Source organism: Cupriavidus pauculus (assembly GCF_008693385.1).
Lineage (GTDB): Bacteria > Pseudomonadota > Gammaproteobacteria > Burkholderiales > Burkholderiaceae > Cupriavidus > Cupriavidus pauculus_D.
On sequence record NZ_CP044067.1, the window covers coordinates 551,808 to 569,586 of the forward strand.

The 17,779-nt window shown below is 67.7% G+C and carries 13 protein-coding genes and 2 pseudogenes; 9 read left to right on the top strand and 6 right to left on the bottom strand.

Annotated features, from left to right (window positions below):
- Positions 1-7 precede the first annotated feature (7 nt).
- Both chrA and FOB72_RS20760 read left to right on the top strand, forming a co-directional pair.
- Complete coding sequence (gene chrA, locus FOB72_RS20755) at positions 8-1,234, top strand: chromate efflux transporter (RefSeq protein ID WP_150374598.1); 1,227 nt, start codon at positions 8-10, stop codon at positions 1,232-1,234.
- Entirely contained in the window at positions 1,222-1,881 is a 660-nt protein-coding gene (locus tag FOB72_RS20760; RefSeq protein WP_223851728.1) for a DUF2459 domain-containing protein, read from the top strand. Before chrA ends, FOB72_RS20760 begins: the two co-directional genes overlap by 13 nt.
- On the opposite strand, the gene FOB72_RS32255 is transcribed toward FOB72_RS20760, so the two are convergent.
- The 3 genes from FOB72_RS32255 to FOB72_RS20770 form a co-directional block, all read right to left on the bottom strand.
- A complete protein-coding gene (locus FOB72_RS32255; RefSeq protein WP_191002367.1) occupies positions 1,878-2,030 on the bottom strand; it encodes a hypothetical protein in 153 nt (50 codons plus the stop codon). The two genes, FOB72_RS20760 and FOB72_RS32255, sit on opposite strands and share 4 nt — an antisense overlap.
- Before the next feature lie 103 nt (positions 2,031-2,133).
- Positions 2,134-3,681 (bottom strand): catalase, encoded by a 1,548-nt coding sequence (locus FOB72_RS20765; protein WP_150374600.1) that lies wholly within the window; start codon positions 3,679-3,681, stop codon positions 2,134-2,136.
- A gap of 186 nt (positions 3,682-3,867) precedes the next feature.
- Complete coding sequence (locus FOB72_RS20770) at positions 3,868-4,932, bottom strand: porin (RefSeq protein ID WP_150374601.1); 1,065 nt, start codon at positions 4,930-4,932, stop codon at positions 3,868-3,870.
- Between the two features lie 270 nt (positions 4,933-5,202).
- On the opposite strand from FOB72_RS20770, the pseudogene FOB72_RS20775 reads away from it, so the two are divergent.
- A pseudogene (locus FOB72_RS20775) lies at positions 5,203-7,732 on the top strand (penicillin-binding protein 1A).
- A 10-nt stretch (positions 7,733-7,742) separates the two neighbouring features.
- Here FOB72_RS20775 and FOB72_RS20780 read toward each other — a convergent pair.
- The 3 genes and pseudogenes from FOB72_RS20780 to FOB72_RS20790 all read right to left on the bottom strand — a co-directional run.
- Positions 7,743-8,579: pseudogene (locus FOB72_RS20780) on the bottom strand (EAL domain-containing protein); the annotation flags it as partial.
- 99 nt (positions 8,580-8,678) lie between these two features.
- Positions 8,679-9,983, bottom strand: coding sequence for a DUF1501 domain-containing protein (locus tag FOB72_RS20785; protein ID WP_150374604.1), 1,305 nt, complete (start codon positions 9,981-9,983; stop codon positions 8,679-8,681).
- Between the two features lie 25 nt (positions 9,984-10,008).
- Positions 10,009-11,580 carry a DUF1800 domain-containing protein gene (locus FOB72_RS20790; protein WP_150374605.1) on the bottom strand — a complete coding sequence of 524 codons (1,572 nt, stop codon included), beginning with the start codon at positions 11,578-11,580 and terminating at the stop codon, positions 10,009-10,011.
- 367 nt (positions 11,581-11,947) lie between these two features.
- On the opposite strand from FOB72_RS20790, the gene FOB72_RS20795 reads away from it, so the two are divergent.
- Genes FOB72_RS20795 through FOB72_RS20820 form a run of 6 tightly spaced genes read left to right on the top strand, consistent with a single transcriptional unit; the run spans position 11,948 to position 17,742 of the window.
- The gene (locus FOB72_RS20795; RefSeq protein ID WP_223851846.1) at positions 11,948-12,988 is read left to right on the top strand and encodes a substrate-binding domain-containing protein; all 1,041 of its coding nucleotides are present in this window, start codon (positions 11,948-11,950) and stop codon (positions 12,986-12,988) included.
- 46 nt (positions 12,989-13,034) lie between these two features.
- On the top strand, positions 13,035-14,054 hold the full coding sequence (locus tag FOB72_RS20800) for an ABC transporter substrate-binding protein (RefSeq protein ID WP_150374607.1): 1,020 nt from the start codon (positions 13,035-13,037) through the stop codon (positions 14,052-14,054).
- Between the two features lie 52 nt (positions 14,055-14,106).
- Positions 14,107-14,925 (top strand): ABC transporter permease, encoded by an 819-nt coding sequence (locus FOB72_RS20805; RefSeq protein WP_150374608.1) that lies wholly within the window; start codon positions 14,107-14,109, stop codon positions 14,923-14,925.
- Positions 14,926-14,935: 10 nt separating this feature from the next.
- The gene (locus FOB72_RS20810) at positions 14,936-15,823 is read left to right on the top strand and encodes an ABC transporter permease (RefSeq protein ID WP_150374609.1); all 888 of its coding nucleotides are present in this window, start codon (positions 14,936-14,938) and stop codon (positions 15,821-15,823) included.
- Positions 15,816-16,865 carry an ABC transporter ATP-binding protein gene (locus FOB72_RS20815; RefSeq protein WP_150374610.1) on the top strand — a complete coding sequence of 350 codons (1,050 nt, stop codon included), beginning with the start codon at positions 15,816-15,818 and terminating at the stop codon, positions 16,863-16,865. Before FOB72_RS20810 ends, FOB72_RS20815 begins: the two co-directional genes overlap by 8 nt.
- Before the next feature lie 16 nt (positions 16,866-16,881).
- Positions 16,882-17,742: a phosphodiesterase gene (locus FOB72_RS20820; RefSeq protein ID WP_150374611.1), complete on the top strand. Its 861-nt coding sequence runs from the start codon at positions 16,882-16,884 to the stop codon at positions 17,740-17,742.
- The last annotated feature ends 37 nt before the right edge of the window (positions 17,743-17,779 follow it).

The following is a 17,779-nucleotide window of genomic DNA, read 5'->3' on the forward strand; positions in this document are numbered from 1 at the left end:
TCCCCCCATGACGACCGACCGCACGCATATCCAGCCAGAAGCCAGTTCCCGCGACAACGACGGCGCGTGGGCCGTGTTCCTCGTCTTTCTGCGACTGGGCCTGACCTCGTTCGGCGGGCCCGTGGCGCACCTCGGCTATTTTCGCGACATGTTCGTGCATCGCCGCCGCTGGCTCAGCGAGCATGCCTACTCCGATATCGTCGCGCTGTGCCAGTTTCTCCCCGGGCCGGCCAGCAGCCAGGTCGGCATCGTGGTCGGCCTGTCGCGCGCCGGATATGCGGGCGCGCTGGCCGCATGGCTCGGCTTTACGCTGCCTTCCGCGGTCGCCCTTATCGTGCTCGCGCTCGGCCTTGCCGAATACGGTGCGACGGTACCCGCGGGCCTGCTGCACGGCCTCAAGATCGCGGCCGTCGCCGTTGTGGCGCAGGCGGTCTGGGGCATGGGCAGCACGCTGTGCCGCGGCGTGCCGCGCATCACGCTGATGGGACTGACGGCGGTGGTCGCCCTGCTGATGCCATCGCCATGGACGCAGATCGCGGCGATCGTGGCCACGGGGGCGATCGGCGCCGTCTGGCTGCGCGATGCGCGCGTGGCGGACCACGAGCCGCTGCCGGTGGTCATCGGGCACCGCACGGGTGCAATCTTTCTGTCGCTGTTCGCCATCCTGCTGGTCGCCCTGCCATGGCTCGCGCATGCCGGTGGCCCGCTTGCGATGTTCGATGCGTTCTATCGCGCGGGCGCGCTCGTCTTCGGCGGCGGTCACGTCGTGCTGCCGCTGCTGCAGGCCGCCGTCGTGCCATCGGGCTGGGTCGACAACGATATGTTTCTCGCCGGCTATGGGGCCGCGCAAGCCGTGCCGGGCCCACTCTTCACGTTTGCCGCGTTCCTCGGTGCCTCCATGCGCATCGCGCCCACTGGCTGGTCTGGTGGCCTGCTCTGCGTCGTGGCAATCTTTCTGCCATCGTTCCTGCTCGTGTTCGGCGCGTTGCCGTTCTGGGAAGGACTGCGCCGCAGCATCGGCGCGCGTGGCGCGCTGGCCGGCGTCAACGCGGGAGTGGTCGGGCTGCTCGTCGCCGCGCTGTACGACCCTGTGTGGACCAGCGCCGTGCACGCGCCGTCCGATGTCGCGTTCGTGCTGCTCGCATGGATGGCCGTGGCGATATGGCGATTGCCGCCGTGGTGCGTGGTGCTCGCGTGCGGGGCGGCCGGGTGGGGTCTGGCGTGGTACGCCTGACCAGACGGTTTCATGCCGTGGCGGCCATGGCGCTGGCCACCGGCATCGCGGGCTGCGCGGGCGCACCCGCCGCGGCACCGCAGGGTCCTGTGACGACGACGATCGATGTGGTGGAGCGCGACTGGCACACCGATATCTGCGTACGCACCGACGATGCCGGCCCCGATATCACGGTGTTCGCTGCCGGCTACGACGGCTCGCGTTTCCTGTGCTTCGGCTTCGGCGACCGTCGCTATGTCCTGTCGCGCGAGCGCGATACCTGGACCATGCTGTCCGCGCTGTTCCCAGGCGATGGCGCCATCCTGCTGACCGTATTGCGCGACACGCCGGCCGCGGCGTTCGGCGCCGGCAATGTCGTGCGGCTCGGCATCGATCAGGCCGGCCTCGCGCGCCTGCGCGCGTTTCTGGTGGGATCCGTGCAGACGGATGGCGCGGGTGCGCCCGTGCATCTCGGCAAGGGCCCCTACGATGGCGGCCTGTTCCTCGGCGCAACGGCCACGTACGCAGGCTTCTACACCTGCAACACGTGGACGGCGGAGGGGTTACGCACAGCGGGCATACCGGTCAGCGGACCGGTGTTGTTCGCCAGCGGGGTGATGACGCAGGTGCGTGCGCTGGCGGAGACATCCGCGGCGGCATCGCGCTAGCAGGGGCCCGGACTGCAGACCGTGGTGCTGCTGCCCGGCGGGGGCGATACCACGGTCGTGCGCGCGGGCGGCTGCGGATCGCTGCTACTGAACGATACGCAGCCCGCGAGCGAACCAGGGACGATCAACAACAGCAAGAACCTGGACATGACGTCGCTCCCACATGATGTTTTGTAGAAAGTATAGGCAGGCGGATTTCGGTTTCGCCATCCGCCCTTCTCCTACAAACGCCACGCCACACGACGTGCCGGCTCAGTCCTGCAATTGCCCCGCACGGCGCTTCACGTCGCCGAGGTCTCCCTGTACCGCGGCCGTGATGCGTCGGCCATAGTCGGGATCCGCCCGATAGAAATGACTCAGCATGATCTGCCGGGTCTCCGTGTCGCGCACGGCACCGAGGTCGGCGGCAAGATTGCCGATCAGGTTTTCCCTCTCCTGAGCGGACAACGCGCGGTAGTACTCGCCGGCCTGCCGGAAATTCGCGGTCTTGCGAATACGCGCCTGCTGCGTCGTGCCTTCCAGCCTTGTCTGCACGGACTTGTAGCGCGCATCGTCCACGTAGGCCCCTGCCTTGCGCGAAGGCTGATAGTTGATATCGCCACGTGCCGCCACACGATGCATGCCAACGCCATCCGCGTTGTAGTTGCGCACGGGCGCGTGGGGCCGGTTCACCTTCATCGCCTGATAGTTGGCGCCGAGCCGGTAGATCTGCGTATCGACGTACGAGAAGAGCCGCCCCTGGAACATGCGGTCTTCGGACGCTTCGATGCCCGGTACCAGATTGGAGGGCGCGAACGCCGACAGCTCGGTGGTCTCGAAGAAGTTATCGGGCACCTTGTTCAGTGTCATGGTACCGAGCTTGCGCGCCGGGACGCCGGGCCACACCTTGGTGGCGTCCAATGGATCGAAGTCGAAGCCTTCGAGATCCGCGGGCGTCAGTATCTGCGCATACAGATCCCAGCGCGGAGGTTCGCCGCGCGCAATGGCTTCGTACAAGTCGCGCGTCAGGTTATTGAACTCCCGGCTCTGGATGCGCGCGGCCTCGGCACGCGTCAGATACTTCTCGCCCTGCTGGGGCCGCCACTGGAACTTGGCGTAGCGCACTTCGCCCGCGTCATTGACCAGCTTGAACGCATGCACGCCATTGCCCGGCATCATCCGGTATGACGCGGGGATGCCGAAATCCGAGTACAGCTGCGTCAGCATGTGCGTGCTCTCGGGCACATGGCTGAAGAAATCGAAATAGCGGTTCGGGTCCTGGAGGTTGGTGATGGGCGACGGTTTCAGCGAATGCACCATGTCCGGAAACTTGATGGCATCGCGGATGAAGAACACCGGCGTGTGGTTGCCCACCAGATCCCAGTTGCCCTCCTCCGTATAGAACTTGGTGGCAAACCCGCGCGGATCGCGCACCGTTTCCGGTGACCCGGCCGGATGCACGACCGTCGAGAATCGCACGACGACGGGCGTGATCTTGCCCGCCGCGGAGAGTAGCCGCGCGCGCGTCAGATCCGAGAAGTCGCCGGCCGACACGAACTCGCCTTCGGCCGCCGTGCCGCGCGCGTGCACCACGCGCTCGGGAATGCGCTCGCGGCTGAAACGCTGGAGCTTCTCGACGAGCTGCGAGTCCTGCAGCAAGGTCGGACCCGACGGTCCGGCGGTCTGGGAGTTCTGATTGTCGCCGACCGGAGCGCCGTTGTCGCGCGTCAGCGTCTGCGCGGACAACGATGGAGCAGAAACCAGCGCGCAGGCAATACCGGCACACGCGAAAGCGTGACGCCATTGCAATGAAATTGGCATGGGGACCTCAAAGGAATCGCCTTGCGGCGAAAGATGAGGGGGCGCGCCAACAGACTAAGTTCGTATCGCCCGCATGGCCATTTGCATTTGCCAATGCGGCCCATGTATGCCGCCAATCGCGTTCGTCAAACGACGACGGCCCCGGTGAAACGCCGTTCACTGGGGCCGTCGTGACGCAACGTCAGGTCAGAAGCGGTGACGCAGCCCCACCAGCACGCCAGTCTGGTTCGCGCCCGCCACGACCGTACCCGCGCCGGACAGGCCGAGGTTCGAACCATCCTTGTTCTTCGTGTAGCCGATGTTCAGGTACGCATCGGTACGCTTCGAGAACGCGTAGTCGGCCGACAGCACGAACATCCACGGATCGGCACCGCTGTTGTGGGTGTCGGTGTAGTACGCGGCGCCAGTCAGCTGCAGGGCCGGCGAAATACGATAGAGACCGCCCAGCCAGTACACGTTGTTGCGGGTGGCCGTGGCCGTCGCGTTGCCCACGCCATCGTCACGCATCCAGCGGTAACCGGCGAACACCTTGGCCACCGTGAAATCGTACGAACCGCCCATGGCCAGGCGCTTGGCAGCCCGGTCGGAGAGCGCGGTCGTCGCGCCCTGGAACTGGTCGTAGGCCACGCCCACCGACACCGGACCCGTGGCGTACGACACGCCGGCGCCGAAGTTGCGCGCGGCCTTGTAGTCGCCCGGGATTTCGCCGTTGTTGTCGCGGCCCGTGCTGTAGAAGCCGGTCGCCGTCAGGCCGCCGAACTTGCCCGTGTACTTCAGTGCGTTGTCGGCGCGGCCATTGAACAGCGAGTCCACCGAGTTCAGCGAGTAACGCGGGCCGACGCCCATCGGGTCATAGGCACCGAACAGGTCGTACAGCGCGTTCTGCTGGCGGCCGAGGGTCACGGCACCGAACGAGCCTTGCAGGCCCACGAAGGCCTGACGGCCGAACAGGCGGCCGCCCTGGCCCGACAGGCCCGTGTCGATGTCGAAACCGGACTCGAGCTGGAAGATCGCCTTCAGGCCGCTGCCGAGATCTTCGGAGCCGCGCAGACCCCAGCGGGAGCCCGACATGTTGCCGGACGTCACGCGCGCGACGGTCTTGCCGTTGCCGCCCGGCACATGCGTCGCGACTTCCACGCCTGCATCGGCGATGCCGTACAGCGTCACATTGGTGGCCGACTGCGCCATGGCGCCACCGGAAATGGCGCAGGTACCCGCTGCAGCCGTCAGAGCAAGGAGAGCTTTCTTCACTGTTTTCTCTTTCTGTTGATACGAGGAGGGTCCCGCCCCGGGTCCTGCGCGCGGGGCTCGCATCGGCGTGAGCCGGTGCCCGCGTGGGACTGCGTGTGTACGGAACGGGTCGAATTGTGCGGAGCGTTTATGAAGACGATGTGTCGATGACGCCTCCGCGTACCCCCGAAACGGGGTATATCCGGCACAAAGTGCTCACCGGCCGCGCATTCCCGACAATTCTTGACCTGCGATTTGGTAGGATGCGGGGTTTTCGTTTCGGCGAGCGTCATGCGCCTGGATCAGTTCAAGACCGTAGTCCTTCCCCGCTTTGCGTTCCTTCAGCGCCTGCGCCATCCGACCCGCCGCGGCATCCTGCTCGCGGCTGGCGCCGTGCCGGCTGCGTTTCTGCTCTATGTGCTGTTGCTCATCCCGTTCACGCCGGGCATCAGCGATATCCGCAAGGCGAAGTCCGAGCAGCCCGCGCGCGTGCTCTCGGAAGATGGCAAGGAAATCGCGGTCTATCGCTGGGCCAATCGCGACTGGGTCAAGCTGTCCGAGATCTCGCCCAATGTGGTCAACGCGCTGATCGCCACCGAGGACCATCGCTTCTACGACCATCACGGGCTGGACTGGCGGCGCACGGCATCGGCCGCGCTGCATACGTTCTCGGGCGATCGCCAGGGCGGTTCCACCATCACCCAGCAGCTCGCGCGCAACCGCTATCCCGACGAGATCGGCCGTGCGCCGACCATGACGCGCAAGCTCAAGGAAGCGATTACCGCGTTCAAGATCGAGGCGCTCTATTCGAAAGACGAGATCCTCGAGACGTACCTCAATACGGTGCCCTTCCTGTACAACGCGTTCGGCATCGAGATGGCCGCGCGCACGTACTTCGACAAGCCGGCGGGCAAGCTCGACGTGCTCGAAGCCGCCACGCTGATCGGCATGCTCAAGGGCAACAGCTATTACAACCCGGTGCTGAATCCCGAGCGCGCGCTCGACCGGCGCAATATCGTGCTGGCGCAGATGGTCAAGCGCGGGCGGCTCGATGCATCGAAGCTCGAGGCGCTCAAGCGGCGGCCGTTGCGGATCGACTTCGAGCGCCAGATCGAGGCGCCCGGCCCCGCGCCGCATTTTGCGCAGCAGTTACGCAAGTGGCTGATCGCGTGGGCCGATCGCCACGACTACAACCTCTATACCGACGGGCTCGTCGTCCATACGACGATCGACGCGCGGCTGCAGGCCCTGGCCACGCAGGCCGTGGCGCGCCAGGGTAACCAGCTCCAGTCGATTGCGAATGCCGCCTGGGGTCCGCGCGCGGGCTGGGGCGAGAATCGCGCGCTCGTGCAGGCGTTCGTGCGCGAGTCCGCCGAATATCGCAATGCCGTGGCGGCGGGTCAGCCCGAAGACACGGTCCTCAAGCGGCTGCTCGCGGACAGCGCCTTCATGCTCGCGCTACGGCAGCAGAAGACGCGCGTGCAGGCGGGCTTTCTCGCCATCGAACCGGCGACCGGCGCGATTCGCGCGTGGGTGGGCAGCCGCGACTTCACGGTCGATGCGTTCGATCACGTGCAGCAGGCGCGCCGGCAGCCGGGGTCCACGTTCAAGCCTTTCGTCTATGGCGCCGCGTTTGCCGCGGGCGAAACGCCCGACGACACGCTCGTCGATCAGCCAGTGGAGATCGCGCTCGCGGGCGGCGAGATCTGGAAGCCCACGGACGAGTCGCCGCCGACCGGGCGCCCGATGAGCCTGCGCGATGGGCTCGTGTACTCCAGGAACACGATTACCGCGCAGCTCGTCCAGCGCGTGGGACCCGATCGCGTCGCGCGGCTGGCGCGGGCGATGGGCGTGCGGGACAGCCATCTGGATGCGGTGCCTTCGCTGGCGCTGGGCACGAGCCCGGTCACGCTCAAGGAGATGGTCAGCGCGTATGGAACCATCGCCAATGGCGGGCAGTATGTCGCGCCGACGATGGTGACGCGCATCGAGGACAGCGAGGGCAATGTCCTCGCGCAGTTCTCGGCGCCGCGGCCAGAACGCGCGCTATCCGCGCGCGCGACGGAGACGCTGGTGGATGTCATGCGCGACGTGATCGACCGGGGCACAGGAACGGCGATTCGCACGCGCTACGGCATTCGCGCCGATGTCGCGGGCAAGACCGGAACCACGCAGGACAATGCCGATGGATGGTTCATCCTGATGCATCCGCAACTGGTGGCGGGGGCATGGGTGGGCTTCAACGATAGCCGCGTGACGCTGCGCAGCGATTACTGGGGACAGGGGGCACGCAGCGCGCTGCCGATCGTCGGCGACTTCTATCAGCGTGCGCTGCGCGCGCGGGCGATCGACGGGCGCGCGCGGTTTGCGGAGGCCGACGAGTCGTCGTGGTTCTCGGCGATGACGGGACAGGTCAAGGGCTGGTTCCAGCGCCTGTTCGCATCGCACTCGGGCGCGAAGGACGACACGCCTCCCGCGCCGCGCCCCAGCCCGCGCCGACCCGTGCTGCCCGATACCGAAGCGGACGCCATGCCGCCACCGGTGGCCGCTTCCAATGCGGCGGCGGATCAGAACGCGACGCCGGACACCGGCGAGGTCGTGGAGGCCGTGCCCGCGTCGGACGCACAAGCCGATACGCCCGCAGCCGCGCCGGCGGACGCGGCGTCGCAGCCCGACGGCGCGGCGAGCCTCTAGCCTGCCTGCGCGCGGAACGGCTCCGAGGGCGGCTCCGACACCGCCTCCCCCGGCAATACCGCAATCGGCCCCAGCCGCAGCGCCCGCAGCGATGCCTCGGACAGCGTCAGCGGCGGCGCGTCCGTAGGCCGGGCCAGCAGGTACCCCTGCGCGAGGTCGAAGCCGATATCGCGGCAGGCCAGCAGATCCGCCTCGTTTTCGATCCCCTCGGCAATCAATGCCGTATGGCTCAGCGTCGCGAGCCGTCGCAGCGCGCGCAACGCCTCGAGCTTGAATGGCGATTCGGCGGCGCCATCGACCACCTCGCGTGCCACCTTGATGTAATCGGGCCTCAGCGCGATCCATTGCCCGAGATTCGCATGTCCCGTACCGTAATCGTCCAGCGCGAACTGCACGCCGCGGCTGCGGATGCTGGCGATGGCGCTGGCCAGCGTATCGAGCGACCCCAGCGGGGCCTGCTCGGTCAGCTCCACGACGATGCGCGTGGAAGGCATGCCCTGCGCGTCGAGAAACGCCCTCACCTCGTGGCGGCTGGCGTCGATCTCGCGGATGGAATCCGCGCTGTAGTTGATGAACAGCTTGCCCGGCAACCGGGCCCGCATAAAGGCCGCGATCGCGATACGCGATGCCAGCCGCTCCAGCCGCACGAGGCAGCCGACGCGCGCCGCCTCGCGAAACAGCGCGAGCGGGCTTTCGAGGGGCGTGCCGGCCGGGCCACGAATCAACGCTTCATAGCCAAGCACCTCGCCAGTGGATAGCGAGCCAATCGGCTGAAATACGGGCCGCAGTCGTTGTTGTTCCAGACATTCCGCAATGCTGGGCATGAGGGCTCGCGAGAAGTCTTGCATCCGTACCGGATATGGATCGTGCTGTGGGCAAATGCCACTCCCACTGTAGGCTATCGGCCCTCCGCCCACCCGACTTGATATCCCACGGGCGTGGGGTAAGTCTGCATGACCCTGCATATCGCGCATAAACGCAGCATGAAGCTTGCACGATGCGAGCAACAAAGCCCCGCCGTCGCGCCGCGCCAGCCCTCAAACGCGCCCTCGAACGCGCCCTCGAACCGGCCCTCAAACCAACCCGATATCCCGCGGCGCGACGCCGGGAAACACCTGCCCCAGCCGCCGCGCATCCAGCCCGTACAGGCGCTGGAACACCCCGCCCAGCAACGCCCGATAGTCGTTGAGCACCGGCCAGTCGCGATCCTGGTTCAGCGTCTCGCGCGACACCGCGACCTGCTCGCCCGCCATGCGCCCGCCGCGCACGTTCCCGCCCGCCACCCAGTAGACGGTGCCATGCCCATGGTCCGTCCCCCGCGTTCCGTTCTCGCGAAATGTCCGCCCGAACTCGGAGATCACGATCACGGTCGTCTGGCCCCATATCGGCCCCATCTCCTCCGCAAAGCCCGATATCCCCCGTCCAAGGTTGTCGAGCAGCCCGGCCAGTTGCCCCTGCGCGCCCCCTTCGTTGACATGCGTGTCCCAGCCGCCGACGTCGATGAACCCCACGTTGAACCGGTCACGCATGAGCCCCGCCATGCGCCGCGCCTCCTGCTCGAAGCCGCGGGCCGACAACGAACGGCGGTTCGCGGCCTGCATCTCCTGCATGCGCGCGGCCATCATCCCGTCGGCCCCGCCCGGCTCCGCCCGCATGTCCGCCCGCATGGCCTCGTCCCGCCGCTTCTGCGCATCGGCCTGCTCGGCCACGGCCTGCCGGATATCGAACCCCTCGGCAATCACGGACTCGAACCGCGTGCCCGCATACATCGTGGCCAGCATGCGCGTCTGCCGCGCATCGAACGGCGTACGGCCCGTGCCCTTGAGCGAAACGTTGGGCACGTTCGCGCTGCCGGTCAGCACCATCGGCAGTCCATCGGTAAACGCCACGGGCGCGGCCTGCCCGCCCATCGACAGCGCCAGCCGGTTGAGAAACCCGCTGCCGCGCGGGGCCTGGCCGGCCGTGGCATGCGCCGGCGGCGCGCCCGCCTCGATGCCGTCCTGCGTCTCGAAATGGCTGCGCGAGAGGTCGTCGGTGCCGGCAAACGGCACGAAGGCCAGCTGCTTGCGCTGCCACAGCGGCAGCATCGTCGCCCCGAGCGCGGGATGCAGCGCCCACGCATCGGTGCCGAGCGCCAGCGCCGCGGCCGGATCGGCCCCGGCGCCATCGGCCACCGGCCGGCGGATCGCGATATTGGGCCGCGACGCATAGTAGAAGTCGCTGCCTGCGGGCACCAGCACGTTGGCGGCATCGTAGCCGCCGCGCAGGAATACCAGCAGAAAGCGCGCATCGGCCTGCGCGGGCAGCGCGTATGCGCGCGAGAACACGGCCGGCAGGGCCAGCGCACCGCAGGCCTTGATCCAGTCACGGCGATTCATGGCATCACCTCCAGGTACGTCGCGTTCATCGCTGCATCCACTCCGGCGAACTCAGCAACACCGTATTCCACTCCGCCTGCGACTCGGCCTGCCCCAGCGCCGCCCGCGTGGCCGCCCCCAGCGTGCCCTCGATCGTGTCGTAGAACATGCGGCTGTTCGCCACCGGAAACCCGCGCCGCGCGGTGGGCTTGCCATCGTCGCCCGCGAATAGCCCCGCCGGCCCGCTGCCGATCGCCCGCGCGATCTCGAACCGCCGCACCATCTGCCCCGAGCTCGCCCAAGCGCCCTCGGACACCGGATATCCGTCGGGCGCGACATGGCCGTACAGCGGTTCGCCAAGCTGGCTGAGCCAGTTGATCACGGGCCGCAGATTGGTGACCTGCCGTCCGTCATAGGCCAGCCGCATCGACGACACCACGAACACCATCGGGTCCTTGAACTTGCGCGCGGACGACGCCAGCACGCGATCGAGCTCCGGCGCCAGGAACATCGTCGTCAGTACCGCGCCGATATCGCCATCGGTGCGCGTAAACGTCGCCGCCATGCGATCGACGAGCGCGGACGGCGGGCTGTCCGCGACGAAGTATTCGGCCAGCTTGCGCGAGATAAAGCGCGCGGTTGCCGGGTCGCGGCTCAGGATCGCTACCGCCTGCTCCACTTCCGCAAAGCCCGCCGGCGCCCCGTTCGACGGAATGCGCACGCCAAGCAGCGTCTTCGCGCCAAAGTCATGCCGGTTGGGATTGAACTCGAACACGCCATCGGCGCGATACAAGGCGGCCCGCTGCGGATTGAGCTTCGGCGGCTCCCCACGCAGATTCAAGCCGACGCCAGTCAGCACGCGCGCGAGCTCCTGCACGTCCTGCTGCGTATAGCGCGACCCGCTGGGCCCGCCCGCGACACCGAGCGTATGGAGCTCCATCAATTCGCGCGCGTAGTTCTCGTTCACGCGATTGGCCGCGCTCTGCGCGTTGTCCAGATAGTCGAGCATCGCGGGCGATGTCACGGTCGCCATGACGAGGTCGCGGAACTTGCCGAACGCATGGGGCCGGATCGCGCGCTCCTCGTATTCGGGCAGCATCCAGCGCACCTGCCCCTTGTTGGCATAGACGTTGAAATGATTGAGCCAGAACCATGTCATCTGCTCGCGCAACTGCGCCGGCGAGTACAGCGCGCGCAGCAGATGCCGCCGGCTCGTGTCGAGCACGACCTCGCGTCCATCCTTGTTCAGCGCTTCGCGAGCCTGCTGTTTGTCGTCGCCATCGGGCAGCGCATTGACGCGTTGGCGCGCCGCGCGCAGGGCCTCGAACCGGGCTGGCGTGTCCTGCGCGGCAATCGGCAGCGCGGCGATCATGCCGGCCAGCTCGGGCGGATCGGCCACGGGCTGCTTCAACTGCTCCTCGAGGTAACGCTGGCGCCCGACCGCCTTCAGCCGCGCGATGCTGGCCTGATCCGCGCCGAAGCTCACGGTGTTGAGCCAGTGGAGATCCCGGACGGCCAAGGTCCCCTCGGGCGCGGCGGGCGCCTGCGCGCAGGCGGCCAGCGACGCCGCGGCAACCAGCGGAACCATCCGTCGAACCATCTCGTTCACCAAGCGCATGCGGGTTCTCCTCCTTGGGCCGGGTTTCTGCTTTGACGGATGGCCAGCGCATTGGTTGACGTGGCGCTCGGGCAGAGTGTTACGAAAGATTGGGTGCCGCACCGCACCAACGCCGCTCGAGCGAGGCTGAAAGCCGTCATCGCGTTGTCACATAAGGCCACCACAATGCGCGACAACCGGAAGGAACGGGCGCAAGTCTCCGCAGTGCAGCAGAGAAATACCTTGACGCCCGCTTTTTCGGGACTTGAATGAAAACGTTTTCATTCGATGTGATGCCAGCCAAGGAGCCGCCGTGAGCCCACGTCCCCCGTCGCCCCCCTCGACGCCCGAACCGGCGTCGTCGCGCACCGTCGGCGACAGCCATGGCGTGACGCTCGCCGACGTGGCCGATGCCGCGCGGGTCTCGCTGGCCACCGCCTCGCGCGTGTTCAGCCATCCGCAACTGGTGCGGGAATCCACCGCGCGCCGCGTGCACGAAGCCGCCGAGCGCCTCAGTTTTCGCCCCAACCTGCTCGGCGCCAAGCTGCGCTCGCAACAGACGCGCATTCTCGGCGTCATGCTGCCGACGCTCGAGAACGCGGTGTTCGCCGAATGCTGGCGCGGCATCGAGCAGGCGGCGATGGTCGAGGGCTATTCCCTGATGCTCGTGACCAGCGGCTACGAGGCCGCGCGCGAACGCGAGCGCGTGGAGTACCTGCTGCGCCATCGCGTCGATGGACTCGTCCTCACCGTGGCCGACGCCACGCGCAGCGCGGTGCTCGATCAGCTCGACGCCGAAGGCGTGCCCTATGTGCTCGCCTACAACCAGGCGGCCGAAAACGGCGCGCGGCACTCGGTCTCCGTCGATAACCGGACAAGCGCGTCCGAAGGCGTGCAGGCGCTGATCGCCGCGGGGCATCGCCGTATTGCCGTGGTGTCGGGCGCGTTCATGGCCTCCGATCGCGCGCGCCAGCGCTACGCGGGCTACGAGGATGCGATGCGCGCGCACGGCCTGCAGCCGCTGCCGCCCGTCAACCTGCCCTCGCATATCGCCGGCAATGCCACGCAAACGAGCGGGCAAATCGGCGAGCTCATGGGCACGCCCGATGCGCCCACCGCATTCTTCTGCACCAACGACCTGCTGGCGATCGGCGTGATTTCCGATCTCAAGCGCCTGGGCCTCCGTGTGCCGCGCGACGTCTCCGTACTCGGCTACGACGGCATCGCGCTTGGCACGCTCGTCGAGCCGCCGCTGGCCACCGTCGTGCAGCCCAACGCCGATATCGGCACGCAGGCCGTGCGGCAACTGCTCGCGCGCCTGCATGCCTCGGGCGATCGCGACGCTGCCCCCGTCACGCTGCTGCCGCACGGCCTGCGCGTGACGGGCACCGTCGCGGCGCCGCCACCGACTGCCACCCCCCTGCCGTAGTTATCCAAACCCAGTCCCACATCACACCCAACCGAGGGAGCTCCCCATGACATTCAAGTTCTCACGCCCGCTGCGCTGGCTCGCGATGGCCCTGACCGCCGCCGCGTTCAGCCAGGGCGTCGCCGCGCAGACCGCCATCTGCTACAACTGCCCGCCCGAATGGGCCGACTGGGCCGCTCAGATCCGCGCCATCAAGGAAAAGACCGGCGTCACCGTGCCGCTCGACAACAAGAACTCGGGCCAGGCGCTGGCCCAGCTCGTCGCCGAGAAGGCCAGCCCCGTGGCGGACGTCACGTACCTCGGCGTGACCTTCGGCATCCAGGCCAAGGCCGCCGGCGTGACCGCGCCGTACAAGCCCGCGCACTTCGACGACATTCCCGACGGCCTCAAGGATCCGCAGGGCAACTGGTTCGCGATCCATTCGGGCACGCTGGGCTTTATGGTCAACGTCGATGCGCTGCGCGGCAAACCCGTGCCGCAGTCGTGGGCCGACCTGCTCAAGCCCGAGTACAAGGGCCTGATCGGCTATCTCGATCCGGCCAGCGCGTTCGTCGGCTACGTCGGCGCCGTGGCTGTCAACCAGGCCATGGGCGGCTCGCTCGACAACTTTGGCCCCGCGTTCAAGTTCTTCAAGGACCTGCAGAAGAACCAGCCGATCGTCCCGAAGCAGACCGCGTATGCACGCGTGCTGTCGGGCGAGATTCCCATCCTGCTCGACTACGACTTCAACGCCTACCGCGCGCGCTACAAGGACAAGGCCAACGTCGCGTTCGTCATTCCGAAGGAAGGCACCGTGGTCGTGCCCTACGTGATGAGCCTCGTCAACAAGGCGCCGCATGAAGCCGAAGGCAAGAAGGTGCTGGACTTCGTGCTGTCTGACGCGGGCCAGGCGCTGTGGGCCAACGCCTATCTGCGCCCGGTGCGCGCCAGCGCCGCGGTGCCGAAGGATGTCGCCGCGCGCTTCCTGCCCGCCGCGGACTATGCCCGCGCCAGGCCGGTGGACTTCGGCAAGATGGCCGACGTGCAGAAGCCCTTCAGCGAGCAGTATCTGAAGGAAGTCCGCTAAGCATGATCCGCTCCCTCTCCTCCGGGCGAGGGAGCCCGACTCGGTCACTGCCATGACGAAGAGAAATCCCACGCTGTTCCTGTTCGCGCTGCCGGCCCTCGTGGTCTTCCTCGCGTTCTTCTGCCTGCCGATGGCCCGCCTGATCGAGGTGAGCCTGACGGGCCGCGACGGCGCGTCCGTCTACTGGACCGTACTGTCCAGCCCGCGCTACCTGCATAGCCTGATGGTGACCGTGCTGCTGTCCGCCTCGGTCACGCTCGTCACGCTGGCCATCGCCGGCGTCGCCGGTACCTTTCTGCAACGCCATACCGTGCCGGGCAAGGCCGTGATCGTCGCGATGCTGACGTTCCCGCTCGCGTTTCCGGGCGTCGTCATCGGCTTCATGGTCATCATGCTCGGCGGCCGCAACGGGCTGCTCGCCACCATTGGCGACGCGCTCGCCGGCGAGCGCTGGACCTTTGCCTATGGCCTGGCCGGGCTATTCGTCGGCTATCTGTATTTCTCGATTCCGCGGGTCATCCTCACCGTGATGGCCGCCGTGGAAAAACTCGACGCTTCGCTGGAAGAAGCCGCGCGCTCGCTCGGCGCGGGCCCGTGGCGCGTGGTGCGCGACGTGATGCTGCCCGCGCTGATGCCGGCCATGCTGTCGAGCGGCGCCATCTGCTTCGCGACCAGCATGGGCGCGTTCGGCACGGCCTTCACGCTGGCGACGCAGCTCGATGTGCTGCCGCTGACCATCTACAACGAATTCACCAACTACGCGAACTTCGGCATGGCCGCCGCGCTGTCGATCGTGCTGGGCGCGGTCACGTGGGCGCTGCTCGCCGTGGCGCGCTGGTTCTCGGGCGACGCGGTCGCCGCCACCGCGTAAGGAGCGATTCATGTCCACCGCCCGTCGCTCTACCCAATATTGGCTCCAGCTCGCGCTGACGCTGGCCCTGTGCGTGTTCATGGTGATTCCGGTCGTCCTCTCCGTGCTCGCCGGCCTGAGCAACAATATCTTTGTCGGCGTCTCCAGCGGCCTGACCACGCGCTGGCTCGCCGAGGTCTGGTCGCTCTACCGCGGCACGATCTTCCTGTCGCTCGGCATCGCGCTGGCCTGCCTGGCCTGCACGCTCGTGCTCGGTGTGCCCGCCGCCTACTACATGGCCCTGCGCCGCAACCGCATCACGCGCATCATCGAGGAACTGCTGATGCTGCCGGTCGCGCTGCCGGGCCTCGCAACCGCGCTCGGGCTGATCCTGCTCTACGGCGGCTGGCAGTCGCTGCGCACGAGCTGGGTGTTCATCCTGATCGGCCACGTCCTGTTCACGCTGCCGTTCATGGTGCGCTCGGTGCTCGCGATCATGTCCGCCATCGATATCCGCACGCTCGAGGACGCTGCCGCGAGCTTCGGCGCCACCCGCCTGCAGCGCTTCTTCACCGTCGTGCTGCCGAACTGCCGCCAGGGCATTCTCGCCGGCGCGCTGATGGTGGTCACGCTGTCCGTCGGCGAATTCAACCTGACGTGGATGCTGCACACCCCGACCACGCAGACGCTGCCCGTGGGCCTGGCCGACAGCTATGCGTCGATGCGGCTCGAGATCGGCTCCGCCTACACGATCGTCTTTTTCATCATGATCATTCCGTTGCTTGTCGCCATGCAGGCCATGAGCGCCGCGGGTGCGCGCGCCCGCCGCCATGTCGCCGAACCCGCCACGCCAGCCGCCACGGTGACGACGCCGGCCGGCACCGCCCCCCAGAACAACGCGGAGACCCGCCATGCATGAACCCACGACCATCCGCGTGCGCCAGTGCGCCAAGACCTTTGCCGACGGCACGCGCGCGCTGCATCCGCTCGACCTCGACATCGGCGCCGCCGAGACCGTCGTGCTGCTCGGCCCGTCGGGCTGCGGCAAGACCACCACGCTGCGCATCATCGCCGGACTGGAGCAGCCCGACGCGGGCGGCGAGGTCTGGTTCGGCGACAACCTCGTCACCGAACTCCCGATCGAGCGCCGCGGCGTCGGCATGGTGTTCCAGAGCTACGCGCTGTTCCCGAACATGACCGTCGCCGAGAACATCGGCTATGGGCTCCGCGTGCGCAAGATCGACGCGCCCACGCGCAAACGCCGCATCGACGACATGCTCGCGATGATGCATCTGGGCCCGCTGGCCGACCGGCGCATCGACCAGCTTTCGGGCGGGCAGCGGCAACGTGTGGCGCTCGCGCGCGCGATTGCCGTGCAACCGCGCGTGCTGCTGCTCGACGAACCGCTGACCGCGCTCGACGCCAAGCTGCGCGATGCGCTGCGTGCCGATATCAACCAGCTGCTGCGCAGCCTCCATATCACCGCGGTATACGTCACGCACGACCAGGCCGAGGCGATGGCGCTCGGCGACCGCATCATCGTGATGGACAAGGGCTGCATCGCGCAGGCCGGTTCGCCGCAGGACATCTATCGCGCACCGGCCAACGCGTTCGTGGCCGACTTTATCGGTACGATGAACCATTTGTCCGCGTCGGCGGACGGCAACCTGTGGCGTGTGCCGGGCGGCGCCGTGCCGATGTCGGCATCGGCCGCCAACACCGCCGCCGAGCTCATGTTTCGTCCGGAGGACATCGCCCTCGTGCATCCCGACGACGCGCATCTGCAGGGCAACGTGGTCACGGCGCTGTTCCTCGGCAACCACACGCGCCTGCTCGTGGACGTGGGCGCCAGCGCGCCGCTCATCGCCGATACGTCGCGCCGCGACGGCTGGGCGCCGGGCCAGCGGGTCGGCCTGCGCATCGATACCAGTTACCTGATTGCCCTGCCCAGGGCTGCCTGAACCTGGAAGAACGAGCATGTCCGCATCCGACACTCAAGCTGCCCCCTATCTGCTCGCGCAGATCACCGACCTCCATATCAAGGCCGGCGGCAAACTCTCCTACCGCATGGTCGATACGGCCGGCGCGCTCCACCGCTGCATCGACGCGCTGCTCGACGCCCCGCAACGCCCGGACGGCGTGGTCGTCACGGGCGACCTCGTCGACTTCGGCAGCGAGGACGAATACCGATTCCTCCGCGACATCCTCGCGCGCCTGACGATGCCGGTCTGGCTCATGCCCGGCAATCACGATCATCGCGCCACGCTGCGCCGCGAGTTCCCGGACCACACCTACCTGCGCATGCATGGCGACGGCGACGCGCCGATCCACTACACCGCCGATGCCGGCCCGTTGCGGCTCATCGCGTTCGACTGCACGGTTCCGTACAAGCCGCACGGCCGCGTGCCCGCGGACGGCGCGGCGTGGCTCGATCGCACGCTGGGCGAGCAGCCCGACCGGCCCACCTTGGTGATGCTCCACCATCCCCCCTTCCATACGGGCATCGGACATATGGACGTGCAGGGGCTCGAGAACAGCGACGTGCTGGAAGGCGTGATCGCGCGCCATCCGCAGGTGGAGCGCGTGATCTGCGGCCATCTGCACCGCCATATCGCGCGCCGCTTCGGCGGAACCATCGCGATGACCGCGCCGGGCCCCGCGCATCAGGTCGCGCTCGACCTCGACCCGAACGCCGCGTCGCGCTTCCGCATGGAGCCGCCCGGATACCTGCTGCACTGGTGGCATCCGCAACACGGGCTGGTCACGCATGCGGCCGCCAGCGGCGACTTCGGCGCGGCCCATCCGTTCTTCGATGCGGACGGGAAGCTGATCGACTGAGCGCGCGATTGAGATAACATCTCGGGCTTGTTCAGCC

Excerpts from the sequence above, each read along its gene's own strand:
- chrA (WP_150374598.1), top strand. The coding sequence starts at position 8 with ATGACGACCGACCGCACGCATATCCAGCCAGAAGCCAGTTCCCGCGAC.
- FOB72_RS32255 (WP_191002367.1), bottom strand. The coding sequence starts at position 2,030 with ATGTCCAGGTTCTTGCTGTTGTTGATCGTCCCTGGTTCGCTCGCGGGC.
- FOB72_RS20765 (WP_150374600.1), bottom strand. The coding sequence starts at position 3,681 with ATGCCAATTTCATTGCAATGGCGTCACGCTTTCGCGTGTGCCGGTATT.
- FOB72_RS20785 (WP_150374604.1), bottom strand. The coding sequence starts at position 9,983 with ATGAATCGCCGTGACTGGATCAAGGCCTGCGGTGCGCTGGCCCTGCCG.
- FOB72_RS20790 (WP_150374605.1), bottom strand. The coding sequence starts at position 11,580 with ATGCGCTTGGTGAACGAGATGGTTCGACGGATGGTTCCGCTGGTTGCC.
- FOB72_RS20800 (WP_150374607.1), top strand. The coding sequence starts at position 13,035 with ATGACATTCAAGTTCTCACGCCCGCTGCGCTGGCTCGCGATGGCCCTG.
- FOB72_RS20805 (WP_150374608.1), top strand. The coding sequence starts at position 14,107 with ATGACGAAGAGAAATCCCACGCTGTTCCTGTTCGCGCTGCCGGCCCTC.
- FOB72_RS20810 (WP_150374609.1), top strand. The coding sequence starts at position 14,936 with ATGTCCACCGCCCGTCGCTCTACCCAATATTGGCTCCAGCTCGCGCTG.
- FOB72_RS20815 (WP_150374610.1), top strand. The coding sequence starts at position 15,816 with ATGCATGAACCCACGACCATCCGCGTGCGCCAGTGCGCCAAGACCTTT.
- FOB72_RS20820 (WP_150374611.1), top strand. The coding sequence starts at position 16,882 with ATGTCCGCATCCGACACTCAAGCTGCCCCCTATCTGCTCGCGCAGATC.